Raw genomic sequence first — 22,482 nt, 5'->3', positions numbered from 1 at the left:
CCTCTCTCGCCTGAGAGGGTTTTCTTTAATATTCATGCTATAAACTCCGCTGTATGACCCACATTCATTCGTTTTCCAGGAGGTAACATGTCTGTTTCTGCACGCAACCAGCTCGCCGGTACTGTCAGCGCCACATCACACGGCGCGGTCAATGATGAAGTCGAGTTAACTCTGACTGGCGGCGCAAAACTGGTGGCAATTGTCACCACCAGCAGCAAAGAAGCACTAGGACTGGTGCCGGGCAAAGAGGCTATCGCGCTGATCAAAGCCCCGTGGGTAACGCTGGCGACGGAAGACTGTGGCCTGAAGTTTTCAGCACGTAACCAGTTTGCAGGTGCCATCAGCAAAGTGACGGAAGGCGCGGTTAACGCCACGGTTCATGTAAAAACGGATGCAGGGTTTGAAATCGTTGCGGTGGTCACTAATGAGAGCCGCGAAGAGATGCAGCTTGCGGCAGGTAAACGTGTTATCGCTCTGGTGAAAGCGTCGGCGATCCTTATCGCGACGCGCGCATAACGGGCTGGTGCCGCGCGCTGCGTGGCACTATTTTTTCGGACGATATTTCTCAGGCAATTCCGGCACCGGACGGCGATCGTCAATCAGATGGCGAATCGTCAGGATCGGGTGACGCCATAGCATGCGCGGCCCAGCCCAACGCATAACTTGCTTCATCTCTTCGCGTTTTGCGGGCTGATAACAGTGCACCGGACACTGTTTGCAGGCGGGCTTTTCCTCACCAAACACGCACTTATCCAGCCGTTTGTCGGCGTAATCGTTCAACGCCTGATAATGCCCCGCAGCACGAGATGCCTGAGGGCATTGCCGCTCATACAGCGCAATCATTTTGCTGATGGTCTCTTTTTCGCGGGAGATGCGTTTTCCTGACATGTCACGTTACCGGTTAATAAAGGTGCATTTATAATACATTTTTATATCTCCTGTTTCAGCCCGTTTTCATCTTTTGCATTCCATTTTCTGAAGGCTGCTTCCAGTATTAAGACTGCCTCCTGTGCATTTTACTGGTATTTTATACAGGTAAATTTAATGCCAACCTGGCTGCTGTTATGGAGTTTTTATGTCTGACATTTTCATTGCTCAACCGCTTCGCCATCTTAAAGTGGGCTACTTCAGAAAACGCCACGAAGATCGTAAAACTAAAATCCCCAGACGCTACAGCGTACATGCTGCCCTGAGCCTCAAAGGCGACTGGCTGGAGCAAGCTGGGTTTAAAACAAATTCACAGGTTCGGGTGCTCGTCGAACACGGGAAATTACTCATTGAGCTGATGGATGAAACTGTGGCGTAAACTCTCGACATTTTGCTGCGCCGCGTCATTTTTTCATGCGACAATAGAGGGAATTAACGAGCTGAAGATCGCTCAAAACGCAACAATTTCAATGAAATGGATATCATAACTCCATGAGCACAATCGACAATTTAACCGCGCATACGCCGATGATGCAGCAGTACCTGAAGCTAAAAGCTCAGCATCCGGAAATCCTGCTGTTTTATCGTATGGGCGACTTTTACGAGCTTTTTTATGACGATGCGAAACGCGCGTCGCAGTTGCTCGACATCTCGCTGACCAAACGTGGTGCGTCTGCAGGTGAACCGATCCCGATGGCCGGCATTCCTCATCATGCGGTAGAAAACTATCTGGCGAAGCTGGTGAACCAGGGTGAATCCGTCGCCATTTGCGAACAGATTGGCGATCCGGCCACCTCAAAAGGGCCGGTCGAGCGCAAAGTCGTGCGTATCGTCACGCCGGGCACTATTAGTGATGAAGCGCTCTTACAGGAGCGTCAGGATAACCTGCTCGCCGCTATCTGGCAGGACAGCAAAGGCTTCGGCTATGCGACGCTGGATATCAGCTCAGGGCGTTTTCGCCTAAGCGAGCCCGCCGATCGTGAAACCATGGCGGCTGAGCTACAGCGCACCAATCCGGCGGAGCTGCTCTACGCCGAAGATTTCGCCGAAATGGCCCTGATTGAAGGCCGTCGCGGTCTGCGACGCCGACCTTTGTGGGAATTTGAAATTGATACCGCGCGCCAGCAGTTGAATCTACAGTTTGGTACCCGCGACCTGATTGGCTTTGGCGTAGAGAGCGCGCCTCGCGGCCTCTGTGCTGCGGGCTGTCTGTTACAGTATGTGAAAGACACGCAGCGCACGACCCTGCCGCATATTCGCTCCATCACGATGGAACGACAGCAGGACAGCATCATTATGGATGCCGCTACGCGCCGTAACCTGGAGATCACCCAGAATCTGGCCGGTGGTGTAGAAAATACCCTCGCTGCGGTGCTCGACAGTACGGTGACGCCGATGGGCAGCCGCATGTTGAAGCGCTGGCTGCATATGCCGGTTCGCGATACGTCGGTGCTGGTCAGTCGTCAGCAGACTATCAGTGCTTTACAGGATCGCTTTACGGATCTTCAGCCGGTACTGCGCCAGGTGGGCGATCTGGAACGTATTCTGGCGCGCCTGGCACTGCGTACGGCGCGCCCGCGCGATCTGGCTCGCATGCGTCACGCCTTCCAGCAATTACCAGAACTGCGCGCACAGCTGGCAGATGTCGACAGTGCGCCGGTGCAAAAACTGCGCGAAAGCATGGGTGAATTTACTGAGCTGCGCGAGCTGCTTGAGCGTGCGGTGGTCGACGCACCGCCGGTGCTGGTCCGCGATGGCGGTGTCATTGCCCCAGGCTACAACGAAGAGCTGGACGAATGGCGCGCCCTGGCGGACGGTGCAACGGATTATCTGGATAAACTGGAAATTCGCGAACGCGAGCGTCTGGGCCTTGATACCCTAAAAGTCGGCTACAACGCCATTCACGGCTATTACATCCAAATCAGCCGCGGTCAGAGCCATCATGCACCTATCCACTACGTTCGTCGCCAGACGCTGAAAAACGCCGAACGCTACATTATTCCTGAGCTGAAAGAGTACGAAGACAAAGTCCTCACCTCCAAAGGCAAAGCGCTGGCGCTGGAAAAACAGCTGTATGAAGAGCTGTTCGACACGCTCCTGCCGCACCTGGCCGATTTACAGCTGAGCGCCAGTGCCCTGGCTGAGCTGGACGTGCTGGTGAACCTGGCAGAACGCGCAGACACGCTGAACTACACTTGCCCGACATTCAGCGATAAGCCCGGTATTCGTATCAGCGAAGGGCGTCATCCAGTGGTGGAACAGGTGCTCAACGAGCCGTTTATTGCTAACCCGCTTAACCTGTCTTCCCAGCGTCGGATGCTGATCATTACCGGCCCGAATATGGGCGGTAAAAGTACCTACATGCGCCAGACTGCGTTGATCGCCCTGCTGGCTTATATCGGTAGCTACGTTCCGGCACAAAGCGTGGAGATCGGCCCAATCGATCGCATCTTCACTCGTGTTGGGGCGGCGGACGATCTGGCCAGCGGTCGCTCCACCTTCATGGTCGAGATGACCGAAACCGCCAACATTCTGCACAACGCCACGGAAAACAGCCTGGTGCTGATGGATGAGATTGGTCGCGGGACATCGACCTATGACGGTCTTTCCCTGGCCTGGGCCTGCGCTGAAAATCTGGCGAATAAGATCAAAGCGCTGACCCTGTTTGCGACGCACTATTTTGAACTCACGCAGTTGCCAGAGAAAATGGAAGGCGTTGCCAACGTTCATCTGGATGCGCTGGAGCACGGTGATACCATCGCCTTCATGCATACAGTGCAGGACGGCGCGGCCAGCAAAAGTTACGGCCTGGCCGTGGCAGCCCTGGCGGGGGTGCCGAAAGAGGTGATCAAACGCGCGCGTCAGAAACTGCGCGAGCTGGAAAGCCTGTCGCCAAATGCAGCGGCAACGCAGATTGATGGCTCGCAAATGTCGTTACTGGCCCAGGCAGAAGAGACCTCTCCAGCCGTTGAAGCGCTGGAGAACCTCGACCCTGATTCACTGACACCGCGCCAGGCTCTCGAGTGGATCTATCGCCTGAAGAATCTGGTGTAAGAGTATTAACCGGCTTTGGTGCGTAGATAGTCGATAAAGACGCGCACCTTAGCCGACACATGCTGTGCATCGGGATAAACCGCATAAATGCCCTGCGGCATAAATTGGTAGTCAGGGAGTATCTGCACCAGACGTCCGCTTTCCAGCTCTGCTTTTACCAGCCATTCAGGCAACAACGCGACTCCAGCACCCGCCAGCGCAAAGGCCATCAGTGCCTGAGCGCTGTCGGCAAAGAGACGCGCAGGATGCGTAATTTCCAGCGACGCCTTCTGCCCGCTAGCATCGGTCATCTGCCAGCGCAGCGGTGAAGGGAGACGCTCATGAATAATCCACTCGGCCTGAGATAGTGCATCCAGAGAAACAATGGGGTTTGCGGCAAGCCAATTGGGAGCGGCAACCGGTAAAATAGTAAAACGTGAAATCTGCGCGGCGTGATAGCGAGAATCTGCCAGCGTCCCCAGTCGAATAGCGACATCGAATCGCTCAGCAATCAAATCTGCATGATGAGAAGACGCAACGTGACGTATGCGTAAATCGGGATGAAGCCGGCTAAATTCCGCCAGCACTGGCACAATCACCAGTGCACCATATTCCGGCGTGGAAGTAATTCGCAGTTCGCCACTCAGTCCCACATGGCTGGCCCTGACCTCATCCTGCAAATTCTCCGCAGCGTTTAATAACTCGACGCCACGCTGGTAAAAGATCGTGCCCGCTTCCGTCAGCGTAATACGTCGCGTCGAGCGCAGGAGCAACGTCACGCCCAGCTCGTTTTCCAGCTGCCGAATATTGAAACTCACTACGGCTTTTGTTTGCCCAAGCGCAGTCGCCGCTGCGGTAAAACTGCCGGTGTCCACCACGGCGACGAAAATCGTCATTCGCTGTAAATTGAGCATCGCTGCAACCATTACTGTCAAAATTATTTTGACAGTATATCGCCAGAGACGTCGTTTATCCCTCGCTTTCAGACAGATACATTACCGCTCCTTAACGGAGGGTAAAACATGGCTTATCGCAGTAAAGTCGCCATCGTATTTCTGCTGGGCTTTTTTCTCGATCTCATCAATATGTTCATCGCCAGCGTCGCGTTTCCGGCAATGTCGGCGGCATTGCATTCATCCGCCCCGGCGCTGGCATGGGTCAGCAATGGGTATATTGCGGGCATGACGTTGGTCATCCCTTTTAGTGCCCTCATCACCCGCCGTCTGGGTGCAAAGCGGGTTTTCATTCTTTCTTTGACGCTGTTTTGTCTCGCGGCCACTGCTGCCGGTATGTCTGACTCGCTGAGTCACCTGATTTTTTGGCGTGTTTTACAGGGTACAGGTGGCGGATTGCTCATCCCCATTGGACAGGCGCTGGCATGGCAACAGTTTAAGCCGCATGAACGGGCCGGTTTATCCACAGCGGTAATGCTGGTCGCACTTCTCGCCCCTGCATGCGCCCCGGCCCTGGGTGGAATTCTGATTCAGTTCTTTCACTGGCGATGGATCTTTTTCGCCCCGCTGCCGCTTGCCGTCGTCACGCTGCTATTGGCTTGCCTGTGGCTTAAAAACGAGACTGCTCCACCAGGCCCTGCAAGGTTGCTACATCTCCCCCTGTTGTCCGACCCGCTGTTGCGTTTCTCAATGCTGGTCTATCTTTGCGTGCCAGGGATATTCATCGGCGTGAATGTTGTCGGCCTTTTTTACCTGCAAAGTGTGGCGCAAATGGCCCCGGCAGCAACCGGAGCGCTGATGCTTCCCTGGTCTCTCGCGTCGTTTATCGCCATTTCAGCCACCGGGAAATATTTCAACCGCCTTGGCCCACGTCCGCTCATTATCACCGGCTGTCTGTTGCAGGCGGCGGGGATCGCTGGTTTGTCGACAGTTTCTGCCACTACGCCAGAATCGCTCATCATCGTCCTCTTCGTCCTGATGGGTGCAGGTGGCAGCCTGTGCAGCAGCACCGCTCAGAGTACCGCATTTCTCAATGTGGCCTATGAAGAGATGCCCGATGCCAGCGCCCTGTGGAACATTAACCGTCAGCTGAGTTTCTTTCTTGGTGCCACACTGCTGGCGCTGATACTCAGTACGCTACAACACGTTTTTCCGCCTATTCAGGCCTGGCATGGGGTCTTTATTTTGTCAGCCGGAATCACGCTTTTCCCCATCATCAGCGCGCTTCGCCTCAACAACCAACAGGTGCTTGCGCATCTTCATAAGGAAACATCATGAATTTATTCGAAAATGAAATCATTGAGGCCCACGTCGCCATTGAAAACTGGCTCGGTAAAGGCGAAGGCGACCCCGAAGCGTTGATGGCCCACTTCAGCGAAACATTTAGCATGGTGACATTAACCGGTGCTTGTCTGGATTATGCCGCCTTGAAAGGATTCTTTCTGGCTCAGCGCGGAGGCCGTCCAGGACTTTGCATTACCGTGGACTGCGTGGAAGTGCTGGAAACATGGCCAGACGGTGCAGCGTTACGGTATCGGGAGATTCAAAGCCAGCCTTCAGCCGCAACCACCGTGCGATGGTCTACGGTATTGCTGAGCAAACAAGGCGAAAGCGTGCTCTGGCGTCATCTTCACGAAACGGCCCAAGGATAGAAAAGAAAAAGGCCCGTCTCTCGACGGGCCTCTTTTAGATGAAAATGGCTTATTCGCGGAACAGCGCTTCGATATTCAGCCCTTGCCCCTGCAGGATTTCACGCAGGCGACGCAAACCTTCTACCTGAATCTGGCGAACACGTTCACGAGTCAGGCCAATTTCACGGCCCACATCTTCCAGTGTCGCAGCTTCATACCCCAGCAGACCGAAACGACGTGCCAGCACTTCACGCTGTTTGGCGTTCAGTTCGAACAGCCATTTGACGATGCTCTGTTTCATATCATCGTCTTGCGTGGTGTCTTCCGGACCGTTGTCTTTTTCATCGGCCAGGATGTCCAGCAGCGCTTTTTCGGAGTCGCCACCCAACGGGGTGTCGACGGAGGTAATGCGCTCATTGAGACGCAGCATACGGCTTACGTCATCAACCGGTTTATCGAGTTGTTCGGCAATCTCTTCTGCACTAGGTTCGTGGTCCAGTTTATGGGACAACTCACGCGCAGTACGCAGATAAACGTTCAACTCTTTGACGATGTGAATCGGCAGGCGAATCGTACGGGTTTGGTTCATGATTGCCCGTTCGATGGTCTGACGAATCCACCAGGTCGCGTACGTCGAGAAACGGAACCCACGTTCTGGGTCAAACTTCTCAACGGCGCGGATCAGGCCCAGGTTGCCCTCTTCAATCAGATCCAGCAGTGCCAGACCACGATTGCTGTAACGACGAGCAATTTTCACCACCAGACGCAAGTTACTTTCAATCATGCGGCGGCGTGAGGCAACATCTCCACGCAGTGCGCGACGCGCGAAATATACTTCTTCTTCGGCCGTTAACAGTGGAGAATAACCAATCTCTCCAAGGTAAAGCTGAGTCGCGTCAAGCACACGCTGTGTGGCGCCCTGCGATAACAGCTCTTCTTCAGCTAAATCGTTATCACTGGGTTCCTCTTCAACTAAGGCTTTCTCATCGAAAGACTCAGCTCCGTTCTCATCAAATTCCGCATCTTCATTTAAATCATGAACTTTCAGCGTATTCTGACTCATAAGGTGGCTCCTACCCGTGATCCCTGAACGAGACACCCTGAAGCGGTATGCCTCGTCAAATTATCGCTGCGGTAAATATTGCAGCGGGTTTACGGATTTCCCCTTGTAACGAATTTCAAAATGCAAGCGTGTAGAACTGGTACCGGTGCTACCCATGGTAGCGATTTTTTGCCCCGCCTTGATTTCTTGTTGCTCCCGGACCAGCATTGTATCGTTATGGGCGTAGGCACTCAGGTAATCATCGTTATGTTTGATGATAATAAGATTACCGTAACCGCGCAGAGCGTTACCGGCATACACAACGCGTCCATCTGCGGTCGCGATGATTGCCTGTCCCTTACTTCCTGCGATATCGATCCCTTTATTTCCCCCCTCGGAGGAAGAGAAGTTTTCGATAACTTTGCCATCAGCAGGCCAACGCCATGAAGAAATTGGCGCACTGGAACTCGAGCTGCTGGCAGTCGGTACGGTAGAGCTAACCACAGGTGCCGTCACCGGTGCTGTGACGACAGTCGCAGACGGCTTATTATTCGGCAACATTTTGTTAGCACTCTGTTCACCTGAATCTTCAGAATACGTAATTGTTGGTTGTGAAGCAACCACTGCGCTTGTATTTTGCGCAGGTTTAACGCTGTTATTTTGTGCGGTGACATCCGCGGCTGAAACAGAGTTGCCTGGCGTCAGTGGCGTACCGGTCGCATTACCGACCTGGAGCGTCTGCCCTACTTCCAGACCATACGGGGCCTGTACGCTGTTTCGCTGGGCGAGGTCGCGGAAATCGTTCCCGGTGATCCACGCGATATAGAAAAGCGTGTCGCCGCGTTTCACGGTGTAGGTGCTGCCGCCGGTATAACTGCCTTTCGGAATGTTCCCATACTTGCGGTTATAGACTATGCGGCCATTTTCGGTCTGCACAGACTGTTGCACTGGCTGAATCTGAGTGGGCTGCGTGGTCGGCACTTGAACAGGCTGGATCTGTGGAGTTTGCTGCGTCGCCACATTGCCCATTTTAGGCGGAGGGGTGATTAGCATTCCACCGGAGGTACTTCCCGAATTGCCGTTCCCGCCAACAGAGCTCACAGGAGCAGGCGCGTTATTAGAACTTGTACAACCTGCCAGCCAAAGCGAAACCAATGACAATGCCGCAACACGGCTGATGGTGAATTTTGGGCTTCCCGCGCTCATTTATCCCCCAGGAATGTGTTAACTACCAGTGACTTAAAATTAACCGTGATGGCACGAACCTTTTGCGCCACACCATACGCCGAATATTTCCGAATAACCCTGGAAAATTCCGAGTATCAGGCAAGCTCTCCCTTGACCAGAGGCACAAAGCGTACGGCTTCTACGGTATCGATAATAAACTCGCCGCCCCGTCGACGAACGCGCTTAAGCAGCTGCTGTTCATCGCCCACCGGCAAAACGAGAATGCCGCCATCGTCCAGCTGCGTTAACAGCGCAGTCGGGATCTCAAGCGGTGCTGCCGTCACGATAATGGCATCAAACGGTGCGCGAGCCTGCCAGCCCTGCCAGCCATCACCGTGACGTGTAGAAACGTTGTGTAAATCAAGCTGCTTAAGGCGACGGCGGGCGTGCCACTGCAAACCTTTGATACGCTCGACCGAGCAGACGTGATGGACAAGATGCGCCAGAATCGCCGTCTGATACCCTGAACCGGTGCCAATCTCCAGCACGCGTGACTCCGGCGTCAGCTCAAGCAGTTCCGTCATCCGCGCCACCATGTACGGCTGCGAAATCGTCTGCCCCTGTCCTATTGGCAAGGCAACGTTTTCCCACGCTTTGTGCTCAAACGCCTCATCGACAAATTTCTCACGGGGTACCTGTGAGATAGCCTCAAGCACACGCTCGTCAGTGATGCCCTGAGTGCGCAATTGTTCCAGAAGAGCTTGTACACGTTTACTTACCATTGAGTGTTCACTCCGGCACGTTCAAGCCAGCCAGACACGACATCTTGCGCGTTATACGCTGTTAAATCTACGTGCAGCGGCGTGACGGAAACATAGCCTGCATCCACCGCTGCAAAATCCGTATCCGGCCCGGCATCGCACTGTTCGCCAGGCGGACCAATCCAGTAGAGCGTATTGCCGCGCGGGTCCTGCTGCGGGATCACTTTATCCGCCGGATGGCGGCTGCCGCAGCGCGTCACGCGAATGCCTTTGATCTCCTCAAGGGGCAGATCCGGCACGTTGATATTCAGAATTCGCCCTGTGCGCAGCGGCTCGCGGTTCAGCGCGCGCAGGATCGAACAGGTCACCGCAGCGGCGGTGTCATAATGCTTATGTCCATTAAGGGAAACCGCCAGCGCCGGGAACCCCAGATGGCGCCCTTCCATTGCTGCCGCGACCGTACCGGAGTAGATCACGTCATCGCCCAGATTTGGGCCTGCGTTGATACCAGACACCACTACATCCGGGCGTGGGCGCATCAGCGCATTAACGCCCAGGAACACGCAGTCCGTCGGCGTTCCCATCTGTACCGCGATATCGCCATTTTCATACGTGAATGTACGCAGCGATGATTCGAGCGTTAAGGAGTTGGACGCGCCACTGCGGTTACGATCGGGAGCAACGACCTGCACCTCGGCAAATTCGCGAAGGTGTTTAGCCAGCGTCTGTATTCCAGGCGCATGGATCCCATCATCGTTACTCAGCAATATTCGCATAGTCACCCGACGTAGTAATAAGTTCCCTGACAACGCTGGTGGCAAAACTGCCTGCAGGCAGCCAGAAACGCAACTCGACGGTCACGTCATCCCACCAGTTCCAGCTCAACTGCTGCGGATAGAGGAGCATCGCACGGCGTGCCGCCTCGACTTTTTCCCGCACCAGCAATGATTGTAATTCTGTCTCTTCAGCGACTGCAGCCTGTTCAGCGGCCAGTGCTTCGCCCTGCGTTCCCCACTCTCCCGAGCCGGGCAGCGCGGCGGTAATCAGCAGCGATTTATTGTCGACGCGCGCCTGCAGATCGGTCATTTCTTCGTTTGTGGCGACAAACCAGCTGCCGCGTCCCGCTAATTGTAGCGCATCGCCGACAACAACTTGATTCGCGTCTGGTTTTTTCAGTCGTTCGCTCACAATCTGATTAAACAACGCACTACGGGCTGCCGACAACCAAAAACTGCGTTTATTCCTGTCGCGCACCGGGGCATTGCTTTGTGCCCAACGCAACGCGCCGAGCAGGTTGCTGCCACCCAACCCGAAACGCTGGGAACCGAAATAGTTCGGCACGCCCTGCTCGCTGATGGCGGTCAGGCGTTTTTCCACGTCGTCACGATTTGTCACTTCACGCAGCACCAGCGTAAAGGCATTGCCCTGAAGCGCCCCGAGGCGCAGCTTGCGCTTATGACGGGCGTACTCAAGCACTTTACAGCCTTCGAGCTCAAATTTGCTTAAATCAGGCATTACATTGCCCGGCACGCGCGCACACAACCACTGCTCGGTAACAGCATGTTTATCTTTCTGCCCGGCAAAGCTCACTTCACGGGCGTGAATTTTGAGGAATTTTGCCAGCGCATCGGCGACGAAACGGGTATTGCAGCCGTTTTTCAGGATACGAACCAGAATGTGTTCGCCTTCGCCATCCGGCTGGAAACCGAGATCTTCCACTACCACGAAATCTTCCGGGTTGGCTTTTAGCTGGCCATTTCCCTGCGGTTTGCCGTGCAGATACGTTAGGTTATCAAAATCGATCATTTGGCCGCCTTCACCAGCAGCGCCACCGCCTCACAGGCGATGCCTTCGCCACGACCGACAAAACCAAGCTTTTCGGTCGTGGTCGCTTTGACGTTGACGTCATCCATATGGCAGCCGAGATCTTCGGCGATAAAAACGCGCATCTGCGGGATATGCGGCAGCATTTTCGGCGCCTGAGCAATGAGAGTCACATCAACGTTGCCCAGAGTGTAGCCCTTCGCCTGAATGCGGCGCCAGGCTTCACGCAGCAACTCACGGCTGTCCGCACCTTTAAAGGCCGGATCGGTGTCCGGGAACAGTTTGCCGATATCGCCGAGTGCTGCCGCGCCGAGCAAGGCGTCGGTTAAGGCATGCAGCGCGACATCGCCATCAGAATGCGCCAGCAAGCCCTGTTCAAAGGGAATGCGTACGCCGCCAATGATAATCGGGCCAACGCCGCCAAAGGCGTGTACGTCAAAACCGTGTCCAATTCGCATTATGCGTTCTCCTGAGGGGTAGTCCGGGTAAGATAAAATTCCGCGAGCTGTAAATCTTCTGGGCGCGTCACTTTTATATTATCAGCGCGCCCCTCAATAAGCTCAGGGTGGTAACCGCAATATTCCAGCGCCGACGCTTCATCGGTGATGGTTGCGCCTTCATTGAGCGCGCGGGTTAAGCAATCATTGAGCAGTTCGCGGGGGAAAAACTGAGGGGTCAGCGCGTGCCATAAATCGACGCGCTCAACGGTATGGGCAATATTCGTAAGTCCTGGCTCTGCGCGCTTCATGGTGTCGCGCACAGGGGCGGCCAGAATGCCGCCAACAGAACTGGTTTCGCTGAGCTGCAGCAAACGCGCCAGATCGTCCTGATGCAGGCACGGGCGTGCGGCGTCATGCACTAACACCCACTGCGCATCGCCTGCGGCGCGAAGGCCTGCCAGAACGGAATCGGCACGTTCGGCGCCGCCATCAACAACAGTAATTTGTGGATGATTTGCAAGTTGAAGCCTGGCAAAACGGGCATCGCCCGGACTGATAGCGATAACAACGCGCGTCACCCGTGGGTTCGCCAGCAGCGCCGCCACAGAGTGTTCAAGGATCGTTTTATCGCCAATAGAAAGGTACTGCTTAGGACACTCTGTTTGCATGCGCCGACCGAAACCTGCTGCCGGTACCACAGCGCATACCTTCGAAAAAGTCACTGCCATGTCGTAATCCTGGGCCTGATTATCGATTGTTTTGTGCTGAGCCCTGATTGCGTTTAGACGCATCCGGCACCAGACGATAAAAAGTCTCGCCCGGCTTCGTCATACTGAGTTCGTTACGTGCACGTTCCTCAATCGCCTCTTGTCCGCCATTGAGGTCGTCAATTTCGGCAAAAAGTTGATCGTTTCGCGCTTTAAGTTTTGCGTTTGTTGCCTGCTGTGCCGTGACGTCATCATTGACGCGGCTATAGTCGTGAAGACCATTCTTACCGAACCACAGCGAATACTGAAGCCAGACCAGCAAAGCCAGCAACAGCAGTGTTAATTTACCCATCCAGCCCCCTGAAAAACGGCATCATCATCCCATAACTTTCCGTTCGACTCTACTCTGGGGTTTTAATTATGTCTCAAGTTAGCCCATCAGCCATAAAAACAGCAGGCCGAAAATGATAACCACGGTCGCGATGGTAATGATAGTGCTATAGAAAAGCCGCCCGTTGAGCAGCGAGTGCAGCGCAATGCCAACCACCACGGCGACGGGCATCAGTGCAAGGAAGAAAGGCCAGGTGTAGAGGAAGAAAAACAGCGTATTGCGGCCATAGATCAGAAACGGGATGCCGAGCGCCAGCAACCACGAGACGAAGCCCACCACGGCCCCAGGAAGTGACCAGGTCGTCTCGTCATCAGTCGATACGGTTTCCGACCCGGTGATAATGTAATTCTCACTGTTACGCATAGCAGTTCCTGTGACCATGACACATCTTACGGGCAGCGAGCTATCCGTTCGATACCGTCTCAGGATCTGATAATATCGTCCCGTCTGAGCAGGTCTAATAATTGGCTTACTAAATTTGTTACCAATTGTTGACCTTCCAGGTGAATCTCTGGCGATTCAGGAGCTTCGTAAACAGAGTCAATGCCAGTGAAATTGCGCAGTTCTCCCGCACGCGCCTTTTTATACAGCCCTTTTGGATCGCGTGCTTCACACACCGCCAACGGCGTATCGACAAACACTTCGATAAACCGCGCATTCCCGACACGTTCGCGCACCATTTGCCGTTCGGCGCGATGCGGTGAAATAAACGCGGTTAACACCACTAAACCCGCATCGGCCATCAGGCTCGCCACTTCACCTACGCGGCGAATGTTCTCTTTGCGATCGTCGTCGCTAAAGCCCAAATCGCTGCACAGGCCGTGGCGCATGTTGTCGCCATCGAGCAAATAAGTGCTTACACCCTGTTGATGCAAGGCCTCTTCCAGCGCCCCGGCAACGGTGGATTTACCGGAGCCAGAAAGCCCGGTAAACCACAGCACAACCCCACGGTGTCCGTGGAGTTGCTCGCGCGCGCTGACCGTAACCGGATGAGGATGCCAGACGACGTTCTCATCATGGGCGGCCATTATTTGCCTCCCAGCAAATCGCGTGCGCCCCAGTGCGGGAAGTGTTTGCGCACCAGCGCGTTCAGTTCAAGCTCAAAGGCGCTGAATTCAGACGGTGCAGCGGTCGCCTGCTCGTGTGGCTCGCGCACCATACCCGCACCAACGGTGACGTTGGTCAGACGGTCGATGAAGATCAGCCCACCCGTTACCGGATTTTGCTGATATTTGTCGAGCACCAGCGGCTCATCAAAGGTGAGATCCACCAGCCCGATGCCGTTCAGAGGCAGTTCAGAGACCTGATGCTGGGCCAGATTGTTGATATCCACCTGATACTGAATGCCATCCACACGCGCCCGGGTTTTCTTGCCCGCGATTTTGATGTCGTAACTTTGTCCCGCCGTCAACGGCTGTTCCGCCATCCACACCACATCCAGCGACGCGCTTTGTACGGCTGGCACATTCTCTTGCGCATTCAGCAGTAAATCACCGCGACTGATGTCGATTTCATCTTTCAATACCAGCGTGACCGCTTCGCCTGCACCCGCTTGAGGCAAATCACCGTCGAAGGTCACGATACGGGCAATCGTCGATTCCACGCCGGATGGCAGCGCCTTCACGCGCTGGCCAACCGTTACCACGCCGGAGGCAATGGTCCCGGAGAAACCACGGAAATCGAGGTTCGGGCGGTTAACATACTGCACCGGGAAACGCATCGGCTGGTTTTCCACGGGGCGCTGAATTTCAACGGTTTCCAGCACTTCAAGTAGCGTCGGGCCGCTGTACCAAGGCATGTTTGCACTCTGAGAAGCGACGTTGTCGCCTTCCAGCGCGGAGAGCGGCACGAAGCGGATATCCAGATTGCCCGGCAGTTGATCGGCAAAAGTCAGATAGCTCTCGCGGATCTCGTTGAATTTCTCTTCGCTGAAGTTCACCAGATCCATTTTATTGACTGCTACGACCAGGTGTTTGATCCCCAGCAGAGTGGAGATAAAGCTGTGGCGACGAGTCTGATCCAGCACGCCTTTGCGCGCATCCATCAGCAGGATCGCCAGCTCGCAGGTCGACGCACCGGTCGCCATATTACGGGTGTATTGTTCATGCCCCGGCGTATCGGCAATGATGAATTTGCGCTTCTCGGTGGAGAAATAGCGATACGCCACGTCGATGGTAATGCCCTGCTCGCGCTCGGCCTGTAAGCCGTCCACCAGCAGCGCCAGATCGAGTTTCTCACCCTGGGTGCCGTGACGCTTGCTGTCGTTGTGCAAAGAGGAGAGCTGATCTTCGTAAATTTGGCGCGTGTCGTGCAGCAGACGGCCAATCAGGGTGCTTTTCCCGTCATCAACGCTGCCGCAGGTCAGAAAGCGCAGCAGGCTTTTGTGCTGCTGGGCGTGCAGGTAAGCTTCCACGCCGCCTTCATCTGCAATTTGTTGTGCAATTGTGTTGTTCATGGCGGCTCCTTAGAAATAACCCTGACGTTTCTTCAGCTCCATTGAGCCTGCCTGGTCGCGGTCAATCATGCGCCCCTGCCGCTCACTGGTGGTGGAGACCAGCATCTCTTCGATGATCTCCGGCAGCGTCTGCGCGTTTGACTCGACGGCGCCGGTCAGCGGCCAGCAGCCTAACGTACGGAAGCGCACCATCTGTTTTTTGATAACCTCGCCCGGCTGCAAATCGATACGATCGTCGTCGATCATCATCAGCATACCGTCGCGCTCCAGCACCGGGCGCTCAGCCGCCAGATACAGCGGAACGATTTCGATATTTTCCAGATAGATGTACTGCCAGATATCCAGCTCGGTCCAGTTGGAGAGCGGGAAGACACGGATACTTTCGCCTTTGTTAATCTGGCCGTTGTAGTTGTGCCACAGCTCCGGGCGCTGGTTTTTCGGGTCCCAGCGGTGGAAACGGTCGCGGAAAGAGTAGATACGCTCTTTGGCACGGGATTTCTCTTCGTCACGACGCGCGCCGCCGAAGGCCGCATCAAAACCGTATTTGTTCAGCGCCTGCTTCAGCCCTTCGGTTTTCATGATGTCCGTGTGCTTGGCGCTGCCGTGGACGAACGGGTTGATGCCCATCGCCACGCCTTCCGGGTTTTTGTGCACCAGCAGTTCACAGCCATAGGCTTTGGCCGTGCGGTCGCGAAACTCGTACATCTCACGAAATTTCCAGCCGGTGTCAACGTGCAGCAGCGGAAACGGCAGGGTACCCGGATAAAACGCTTTACGCGCCAGATGCAGCATGACGCTGGAATCTTTCCCGATGGAATACATCATTACCGGGTTCGAAAATTCGGCAGCCACCTCGCGGATAATATGGATGCTTTCTGCTTCAAGTTGCCGCAGGTGGGTAAGTCGTTTTTGGTCCATAACCGTTCCTTAAGCCAGAAGAACCATCGCTCTCTGAGTTAGTTTTAAGCGTCTCTGATAGGGGGACTATAGGGGGCGGCTTAGAGTGAATGAAATTACGAATTGGAATGAGTAGTTACTCAATGGAATAACGCCTCGAGAAAGCTAATATCAAAAAGTGCTTAACGCGCGAAATATCGGGCATTTAAGAGCAAATGAAATTGTGTAAGCGCGGTCACAGTTTCATACTAGGCGCGTTAAAATTTTGTTCTATTTTTTAAGGACTCACTATGTTTTGCGCAATGCGCCACCGTATCGCTGCCCTGGCGTTCGGCGTTTGCTGTATCCTCCCGGCACAGGCAACCCCTCACCCGTTGGGTGACATCGCATCAACTCAGGCGCGCCATATTGCCACACTGTTTCCAGGACGAATGACCGGTACGCCCGCAGAAATGCTCTCCGCCGATTATCTGCGCCAGCAGTTTGCGGATATGGGCTACCAGAGCGATATTCGTGCTTTTCACAGCCGCTACATTTATACCTCGCGCAATAAAAGCAAAAATTGGCACAACGTAACGGGCAGTACGGTTATTGCGGCGCACGAAGGCAAATCAGCACAGCAGATTATTATCATGGCGCATCTCGATACCTTCGCACCGATGAGCGATGCGGATACCGACAATAATCTTGGCGGTTTAACGCTTCAGGGTATTGATGACAATGCGGCAGGTCTCGGTGTGATGCTAGAACTGGCAGAGCGCATGAAGGATATCCCAACGAAATACGGTATTCGTTTTGTCGCCACCAGCGGCGAAGAAGAAGGCATGCTCGGCGCGGAAAATCTGCTTAATCGCATGAGCGCGGCGGAAAAGAAAAATACCCTGCTGGTGATTAACCTCGATAACCTGATCGTCGGCGATAAACTCTATTTTAACAGCGGCAAATCCACGCCTAACTCGGTGCGTAAACTGACGCGCGACCGCGCGCTGGCCATTGCACGCAGCCACGGTATTCTGGCGGCAATCAATCCAGGTCGTAACCCCGACTATCCGAAGGGCACCGGCTGCTGTAGCGATGGCGAAGTGTTTGATAAGGCGGGTATCCCGGTGCTGTTCGTTGAAGCCACGAACTGGAACTTAGGCGACAAAAACGGCTACCAGCAGCGTGCCAAATCGAAAGCCTTCCCGGATGGCACCAGCTGGCACGATGTCAGGCTGGATAACCAGCAGCATATCGATCACGCGTTGCCGCAGCGTATTGAGCACCGCAGCCGTGACGTAGTGAAAGTGATGCTACCGCTGGTGAAGGAACTGGCGAAAGCGGGGAAAGCCTGAGATTGGGTGCATGAGGGTAAACCCTTACAGCGCAATACGCGGGGTCACCCCCGCGTTGTCGCTACTTCTTCGGTTCGCAAGCAAGAACAGCCTTGAACTCCATACCACGTTCTCTGATATTCAACTCACAGAGTGAGTCGCGCACCATTAACGTAAATCCTAATGCCGTAATACACAGCACGATGATTGCCACCAGGGCGTATTTAGTCAGCATGTATTGCCTCCCTGCAAGGAAGAGGCTAACATCGAACTGTCTGGGTTCAACGTCGGCCTCGGGTTGATAGAAATATCTCCTGGGGCTTTCGTCTATCTGGAACCTTGAAAATGCTCAAAGCCAGTTAGCCTCAAGCACCCGTCGCCATATTACGTATCACGCCTTTTCTGCCCAAATTGTTGTGCCAGATGCAGAAGCCGCCTCGCAATAAAAATGCCCCCGCTCATAACAACCGGAGGCAGTAGACAGATCCCGCTAAACGATGAAGTCTATCCTTCGTGCAACCCACACTCGCGCTTAAGCCCAAAGAAACGCGTCTCTTCTTCCGCCATGCCCGGCTCCCATTTGCGGGTGGTATGGGTGTCCCCCACCGACAAATAGCCCTGATCCCACAGCGGATGGTATTTCAACCCGTGCTGTTGCAGATACTGATAAACCGTTCGATTGTCCCAGTCGATAATCGGCAAGACTTTAAATACCCCGCGCTGGATACCTAATACCGGCAGACTGGCACGGCTGCCAGACTGTTCGCGCCTGAGGCCAGCAAACCAGGTTTTGGCGTTCAGCTCACTCAGCGCCCGGTTCATCGGTTCGACTTTGTTGATCTCATTGTATTTCTCAATGCCCTCGACGCCCTGCTCCCACAGCTTGCCGTAGCGGGCTTCTTGCCACGCCGCGCTTTGCTCTGCGCGATAGACCTTGAGGTTCAGCTTGAGTTTGTCCGTCAGCTCATCGATGAACTGGTAGGTTTCCGGGAACAGGTAGCCGGTATCCGTGAGGATCACCGGAATGTCCGGGCGGATCTGATTCACCAGATGCAGGCTCACCGCCGCCTGAATGCCAAAGCTCGACGAGAGCACATAGTCGCCCGGCAGGTTTTCCAGCGCCCACGCGACGCGGCCCTGCGCATCGAGTTTCTCTAGCTGGGCGTTGGTTTCTGCCAGAGCGAGAATGCGTTCGACTTTAGGCAGATCGTTTAGGGCGTTTAGATCGAGTCTGGACATAAGTTCCTCGTTAGCCTGTTTTGCCGGATGGCGGCTGCGCCTTATCCGGCCTACAAAATTTGCGGTACTTTGTAGGCCCGGTGAGCGTTAGCGCCACCGGGCGATAATAACTACTCCCAGAAATCTCGCGCCGGGTCGAGTACCGGGCGGATGATGCCCGCGCGTACCGTAAAGTCGCCAAAGCCTTCACCCGCTTCACGTTCTTTCGCCCAGCGCCCGACCAGTTCGTCGAGGGAATCAAGAATTTCCGGCTCGGTAATGTTTTCACGGTACATGCGCGGAATGCGCGTCCCGCTGCGGTTTCCACCGAGATGGACGTTGTAGCGGCCCGGCGCTTTGCCGACCAGCCCCAGCTCCGCCAGCAGCGCGCGGCCACAGCCGTTCGGGCAGCCGGTCACGCGCATCACAATGTGTTCGTCGCCAACGCCGTGTTTCTCCAGCACCGCTTCCACTTTATCGGTGAACGACGGCAGGAAACGCTCAGCCTCCGCCATCGCCAGCGGACAGGTCGGGAAGGAGACGCAAGCCATCGAGTTTTCGCGCTGCGGTTTGACCGCATCCATCAGCGTATGCTCGCGCGCCAGCTTTTCGATCTTCGCTTTCTGGCTGTCCGGCACACCCGCAATAATCAGATTCTGGTTCGCCGTGATGCGAAACTCGCCTTTATGAATCTTAGCAATTTCCAGCAGACCGGTTTTCAGCGGACGGCCTGGATAATCCAGAATACGACCGTTCTCGATAAATAGCGTCAGGTGCCATTTATTGTCGATCCCTTTCACCCAGCCGATGCGATCGCCGCGACCGGTGAATTCGTACGGGCGGATCGGCGCAAATTTAATACCTGCACGACGTTCCACTTCTTCTTTGAACGTCTCAACGCCGACGCGCTCAAGGGTATATTTGGTCTTCGCATTTTTACGATCGGTACGATTCCCCCAGTCGCGCTGCGTCGTCACTACCGCTTCGGCCACCGCCAGCGTGTGCTCCAGCGGGATGTAACCAAACTCGCTTGCGGTACGGGCGTAGGTTTTTTTGTTGCCGTGTTCAATCGACAGACCGCCGCCCACCAGCAGGTTAAAGCCTACCAGCTTGCCGTTCTCGGCAATCGCCACAAAGTTCATGTCGTTGGCATGGAGATCGATATCATTCTGCGGCGGGATCACCACCGTAGTTTTGAACTTACGCGGCAGATAAGTCTGACCTAGGATCGGCTCTTCGTCCGTGGTCGCAACCTTTTCCTGATCGAGCCAAATCTCTGCATAGGCGCGGGTGCGCGGCAGCAGATGTTCGGAAATCTTTTTCGCCCATTCGTAAGCTTCAGCGTGCAGCTCGGACTCGAACGGGTTCGAGGTGCAGAGCACGTTACGGTTCATGTCGTTGGCGGTCGCCAGCGCGTCGAGGCCCACGGAGTGCAGCATCTGATGCACCGGCTTGACGTTCTTCTTCAGAATGCCGTGGAACTGGAAGGTCTGACGGTTGGTCAGACGAATGCTGCCGTAGATCGTATTGTCATGGGCAAACTTATCAATCGCCTGCCACTGTTTAGTGGTAATGACACCACCCGGCAGGCGGCAGCGCAGAAGCATCGCGTGACGCGGCTCGAGCTTTTGCTCAGCGCGTTCGGCGCGAATATCGCGATCGTCCTGTTGGTACATGCCGTGGAAGCGGATCAGCAGGAAGTTGTCGCCTTTGAAACCGCCGGTCAGACCGTCATTTAAATCTTCGGCAATGGTGCCACGCAGGTAGTTGCTCTCTACCTTCATGCGCTCGGCGTCCGTCAGTTTGCCTTCGACCACCAGTGGGCCAGGGTGTTTTTCGCTCATTAGTAGACATCTCGCTGATAACGGCGCTCTACGCGCAGCTCACTTAAAAATTCGTCCGCCGTTTCGGCATCCATACCGCCGAATTCGGCAATCACGTCCAGCAAAGCCTGTTCGACGTCTTTCGCCATGCGATTGGCGTCGCCACAGACATAAAGGTGGGCACCGTTATTGATCCACGCCCACAGCTCTGCGCCCTGTTCGCGCAGTTTGTCTTGTACATATATTTTTTGTTTCTGGTCGCGAGACCAGGCCAGATCGATGCGGTTCAGCACGCCCTCTTTGACGTAGCGTTGCCACTCCACCTGGTAAAGGAAATCTTCCGTAAAGTGCGGATTGCCGAAGAACAGCCAGTTTTTGCCCGGTGCTTCATCCGCCGCGCGCTGCTGCAGGAAGGCGCGGAACGGTGCGATGCCGGTACCAGGACCAATCATAATCACCGGCGTTTCAGGATTAGCAGGCAGGCGGAAGTTGTCGTTGTGCTCAATAAACACCCGCACTTCGCCCTCTTCTTCGACGCGATCGGCCAGGAAGCTCGATGCTCCACCGGCGCGCGCGCGGCCTTCGATATCAAAGCGTACCGCGCCGACGGTGATATGCACTTCGCTCTCGACTTCCGCCTGCGATGAGGCGATAGAGTAGAGACGCGGCGTCAGCGGACGCAGCAGGCCGATAAGTGCTTCGGCATCCAATTGAGCCGGCGCAAAACGCACCATGTCCACAATCGGGGTGGTTGCGGCGTAATGCTGGAGTTTAGCTTTGTCGCCCACCAGCGGCAGCAGGGATTCGCTGCGGGTCAGAGTGGCGTAATTCTCAACGATGTTCGCCGTGTTGACCGTCAGCTCGAAGTGCCACTGCAGCGCCTCGGAAAGCGGCAACGATTTGCCGTCAACGGTGACGGTTTCAGTGCCTTTCAGCCACAGCAGCTCCACCAGTTCTTTCACCAGCTGCGGGTCGTTCTGATACCAGACGCCGAGCGCATCGCCGGGCTGATAGCGTAAACCGGAATCACCGAGATCGATTTCGATGTGGCGAACGTCTTTTTCCGAATCGCGGCCAGTGATTTTCTGGTTCACCGACAGGCTCGCCGTCAGCGGCTGTTCTTTCGTATACGGGCTGGTCAGCACTTCATTGACCACGCCCGAGGCAGTCACCGCGGCCTGCGCGGTGGACTCTGTCGGTACGCGGGCTTTCAGCACCTCAACGATGCGCGCGCGCCATTCGGCGGCGGCAGGCTGATATTCCACGTCAGCGTCGACGCGGTCCAGCAGGCGCTCTGCACCCAGCTCCGCCAGTTTGCTGTCGAAGTCTTTGCCGGACTGGCAGAAGAATTCATAGGAGGTATCGCCAAGACCAAAGACCGCAAACGCGGTGCCGTCGAGTTTTGGCGCTTTTTTCGAGAACAGGAATTTATGCAGCGCGACCGCTTCTTCCGCCGGTTCGCCCTCGCCCTGCGTGGAAGCAATCACAATAACCAGTTTTTCTGACGCGATTTGTTTGAATTTATAATCCCCGGCGTTGACCAGGTTCACGTTTAGTTTGGCGGCCAGCAGGTCGTCGCGCAGTGCTTCTGCCACGCGGCGGGCGTTACCCGTTTGCGACGCAGAGATCAGCGTAATCGCCGGGATTTCCACCGCGGCAGGTGCGGTCGTCGCCACAGCCCCAGGCTGTTGATTGAGCATTCCCCAGAAATAGCCGGAGACCCAGGCGAGCTGAGTGGGTGAAAAATCAGTGGTGGCCGCCTGGAGGCGCGCCAGTTGCTCCGGGTTCAGGGGAAGCAAATTCGAAGGTGGGGCCTGTGTTGTCATGCGTTGTTATGTTCCAGTAGCAAAGCGGAATTTATGCAAAAAGACCAAACTAGAGATAAGGTTAACGGCGGGGA

At 55.1% G+C, this 22,482-nt stretch carries 24 protein-coding genes; 6 read left to right on the top strand and 18 right to left on the bottom strand.

Features of this window, described 5'->3' with window-relative positions:
• The first annotated feature begins 87 nt into the window (after positions 1-87).
• Positions 88-516: a molybdopterin-binding protein gene (locus tag C3708_RS10915; RefSeq protein ID WP_095283091.1), complete on the top strand. Its 429-nt coding sequence runs from the start codon at positions 88-90 to the stop codon at positions 514-516.
• A 27-nt stretch (positions 517-543) separates the two neighbouring features.
• Here C3708_RS10915 and C3708_RS10910 read toward each other — a convergent pair whose 3' ends face one another.
• Positions 544-888: a nitrous oxide-stimulated promoter family protein gene (locus C3708_RS10910; RefSeq protein WP_095283093.1), complete on the bottom strand. Its 345-nt coding sequence runs from the start codon at positions 886-888 to the stop codon at positions 544-546.
• 187 nt (positions 889-1,075) lie between these two features.
• On the opposite strand from C3708_RS10910, the gene C3708_RS10905 reads away from it, so the two are divergent.
• Together C3708_RS10905 and mutS are read left to right on the top strand one after the other, a co-directional pair.
• Positions 1,076-1,306, top strand: coding sequence for a SymE family type I addiction module toxin (locus C3708_RS10905; RefSeq protein WP_095283094.1), 231 nt, complete (start codon positions 1,076-1,078; stop codon positions 1,304-1,306).
• 113 nt (positions 1,307-1,419) lie between these two features.
• Entirely contained in the window at positions 1,420-3,981 is a 2,562-nt protein-coding gene (mutS, locus tag C3708_RS10900; RefSeq protein WP_103949252.1) for a DNA mismatch repair protein MutS, read from the top strand.
• Positions 3,982-3,986: 5 nt separating this feature from the next.
• On the opposite strand, the gene C3708_RS10895 is transcribed toward mutS, so the two are convergent.
• Positions 3,987-4,874, bottom strand: coding sequence for a LysR family transcriptional regulator (locus C3708_RS10895; RefSeq protein ID WP_103949278.1), 888 nt, complete (start codon positions 4,872-4,874; stop codon positions 3,987-3,989).
• Positions 4,875-4,982: 108 nt separating this feature from the next.
• On the opposite strand from C3708_RS10895, the gene C3708_RS10890 reads away from it, so the two are divergent.
• Together C3708_RS10890 and C3708_RS10885 are read left to right on the top strand one after the other, a co-directional pair.
• Complete coding sequence (locus C3708_RS10890) at positions 4,983-6,191, top strand: MFS transporter (protein WP_103949251.1); 1,209 nt, start codon at positions 4,983-4,985, stop codon at positions 6,189-6,191.
• Positions 6,188-6,565, top strand: a complete 378-nt coding sequence (locus C3708_RS10885) for a DUF4440 domain-containing protein (protein WP_095283099.1) — start codon at positions 6,188-6,190, stop codon at positions 6,563-6,565. Before C3708_RS10890 ends, C3708_RS10885 begins: the two co-directional genes overlap by 4 nt.
• 49 nt (positions 6,566-6,614) lie before the next feature.
• On the opposite strand, the gene rpoS is transcribed toward C3708_RS10885, so the two are convergent.
• From rpoS to cysD, 12 genes are all read right to left on the bottom strand, one after another.
• Complete coding sequence (gene rpoS, locus C3708_RS10880; protein WP_095283101.1) at positions 6,615-7,607, bottom strand: RNA polymerase sigma factor RpoS; 993 nt, start codon at positions 7,605-7,607, stop codon at positions 6,615-6,617.
• 60 nt (positions 7,608-7,667) lie between these two features.
• On the bottom strand, positions 7,668-8,792 hold the full coding sequence (nlpD, locus tag C3708_RS10875; RefSeq protein WP_103949250.1) for a murein hydrolase activator NlpD: 1,125 nt from the start codon (positions 8,790-8,792) through the stop codon (positions 7,668-7,670).
• Positions 8,793-8,908: 116 nt separating this feature from the next.
• Positions 8,909-9,535, bottom strand: a complete 627-nt coding sequence (locus C3708_RS10870; protein WP_095283105.1) for a protein-L-isoaspartate(D-aspartate) O-methyltransferase — start codon at positions 9,533-9,535, stop codon at positions 8,909-8,911.
• Complete coding sequence (surE, locus tag C3708_RS10865; RefSeq protein WP_095283107.1) at positions 9,529-10,290, bottom strand: 5'/3'-nucleotidase SurE; 762 nt, start codon at positions 10,288-10,290, stop codon at positions 9,529-9,531. The genes C3708_RS10870 and surE overlap by 7 nt, the downstream gene beginning before the upstream one ends.
• Positions 10,271-11,320, bottom strand: coding sequence for a tRNA pseudouridine(13) synthase TruD (gene truD / locus C3708_RS10860; protein WP_095283109.1), 1,050 nt, complete (start codon positions 11,318-11,320; stop codon positions 10,271-10,273). The genes surE and truD overlap by 20 nt, the downstream gene beginning before the upstream one ends.
• Complete coding sequence (ispF, locus tag C3708_RS10855; protein ID WP_095283111.1) at positions 11,317-11,796, bottom strand: 2-C-methyl-D-erythritol 2,4-cyclodiphosphate synthase; 480 nt, start codon at positions 11,794-11,796, stop codon at positions 11,317-11,319. The genes truD and ispF overlap by 4 nt, the downstream gene beginning before the upstream one ends.
• A complete protein-coding gene (gene ispD / locus C3708_RS10850; protein ID WP_095283112.1) occupies positions 11,796-12,506 on the bottom strand; it encodes a 2-C-methyl-D-erythritol 4-phosphate cytidylyltransferase in 711 nt (236 codons plus the stop codon). The genes ispF and ispD overlap by 1 nt, the downstream gene beginning before the upstream one ends.
• 19 nt (positions 12,507-12,525) lie before the next feature.
• Positions 12,526-12,837, bottom strand: coding sequence for a cell division protein FtsB (gene ftsB / locus C3708_RS10845; RefSeq protein WP_095283114.1), 312 nt, complete (start codon positions 12,835-12,837; stop codon positions 12,526-12,528).
• A gap of 78 nt (positions 12,838-12,915) precedes the next feature.
• Positions 12,916-13,239 (bottom strand): DUF3561 family protein, encoded by a 324-nt coding sequence (locus tag C3708_RS10840; protein ID WP_095283116.1) that lies wholly within the window; start codon positions 13,237-13,239, stop codon positions 12,916-12,918.
• Positions 13,240-13,298: 59 nt separating this feature from the next.
• Positions 13,299-13,904, bottom strand: coding sequence for an adenylyl-sulfate kinase (cysC, locus tag C3708_RS10835; protein ID WP_103949249.1), 606 nt, complete (start codon positions 13,902-13,904; stop codon positions 13,299-13,301).
• Complete coding sequence (gene cysN / locus C3708_RS10830) at positions 13,904-15,331, bottom strand: sulfate adenylyltransferase subunit CysN (RefSeq protein ID WP_103949248.1); 1,428 nt, start codon at positions 15,329-15,331, stop codon at positions 13,904-13,906. The genes cysC and cysN overlap by 1 nt, the downstream gene beginning before the upstream one ends.
• 9 nt (positions 15,332-15,340) lie before the next feature.
• Positions 15,341-16,249, bottom strand: coding sequence for a sulfate adenylyltransferase subunit CysD (cysD, locus tag C3708_RS10825; protein WP_095283121.1), 909 nt, complete (start codon positions 16,247-16,249; stop codon positions 15,341-15,343).
• Between the two features lie 269 nt (positions 16,250-16,518).
• Here cysD and C3708_RS10820 point away from each other — a divergent pair, with 269 nt between their 5' ends.
• Positions 16,519-17,562 (top strand): aminopeptidase, encoded by a 1,044-nt coding sequence (locus C3708_RS10820; protein ID WP_095283123.1) that lies wholly within the window; start codon positions 16,519-16,521, stop codon positions 17,560-17,562.
• Between the two features lie 61 nt (positions 17,563-17,623).
• On the opposite strand, the gene C3708_RS10815 is transcribed toward C3708_RS10820, so the two are convergent.
• The 4 genes from C3708_RS10815 to cysJ all read right to left on the bottom strand — a co-directional run bounded on the left by C3708_RS10815 (position 17,624) and on the right by cysJ (position 22,408).
• On the bottom strand, positions 17,624-17,776 hold the full coding sequence (locus C3708_RS10815; protein WP_095283125.1) for a Hok/Gef family protein: 153 nt from the start codon (positions 17,774-17,776) through the stop codon (positions 17,624-17,626).
• Positions 17,777-18,045: 269 nt separating this feature from the next.
• The gene (gene cysH / locus C3708_RS10810; protein WP_103949247.1) at positions 18,046-18,780 is read right to left on the bottom strand and encodes a phosphoadenosine phosphosulfate reductase; all 735 of its coding nucleotides are present in this window, start codon (positions 18,778-18,780) and stop codon (positions 18,046-18,048) included.
• 110 nt (positions 18,781-18,890) lie between these two features.
• Positions 18,891-20,603, bottom strand: a complete 1,713-nt coding sequence (gene cysI / locus C3708_RS10805) for an assimilatory sulfite reductase (NADPH) hemoprotein subunit (protein ID WP_095283129.1) — start codon at positions 20,601-20,603, stop codon at positions 18,891-18,893.
• Complete coding sequence (gene cysJ, locus C3708_RS10800; RefSeq protein ID WP_103949246.1) at positions 20,603-22,408, bottom strand: NADPH-dependent assimilatory sulfite reductase flavoprotein subunit; 1,806 nt, start codon at positions 22,406-22,408, stop codon at positions 20,603-20,605. The genes cysI and cysJ overlap by 1 nt, the downstream gene beginning before the upstream one ends.
• Between the last annotated feature and the right edge of the window lie 74 nt (positions 22,409-22,482).

It is taken from the genome of Lelliottia sp. 7254-16 (genome assembly GCF_002922995.1).
In the GTDB taxonomy this organism is placed as follows: domain Bacteria; phylum Pseudomonadota; class Gammaproteobacteria; order Enterobacterales; family Enterobacteriaceae; genus Enterobacter; species Enterobacter jeotgali.
Note: the sequence above shows the minus strand (reverse complement) of the source record. Positions and strands in the feature narration are given on the sequence as shown.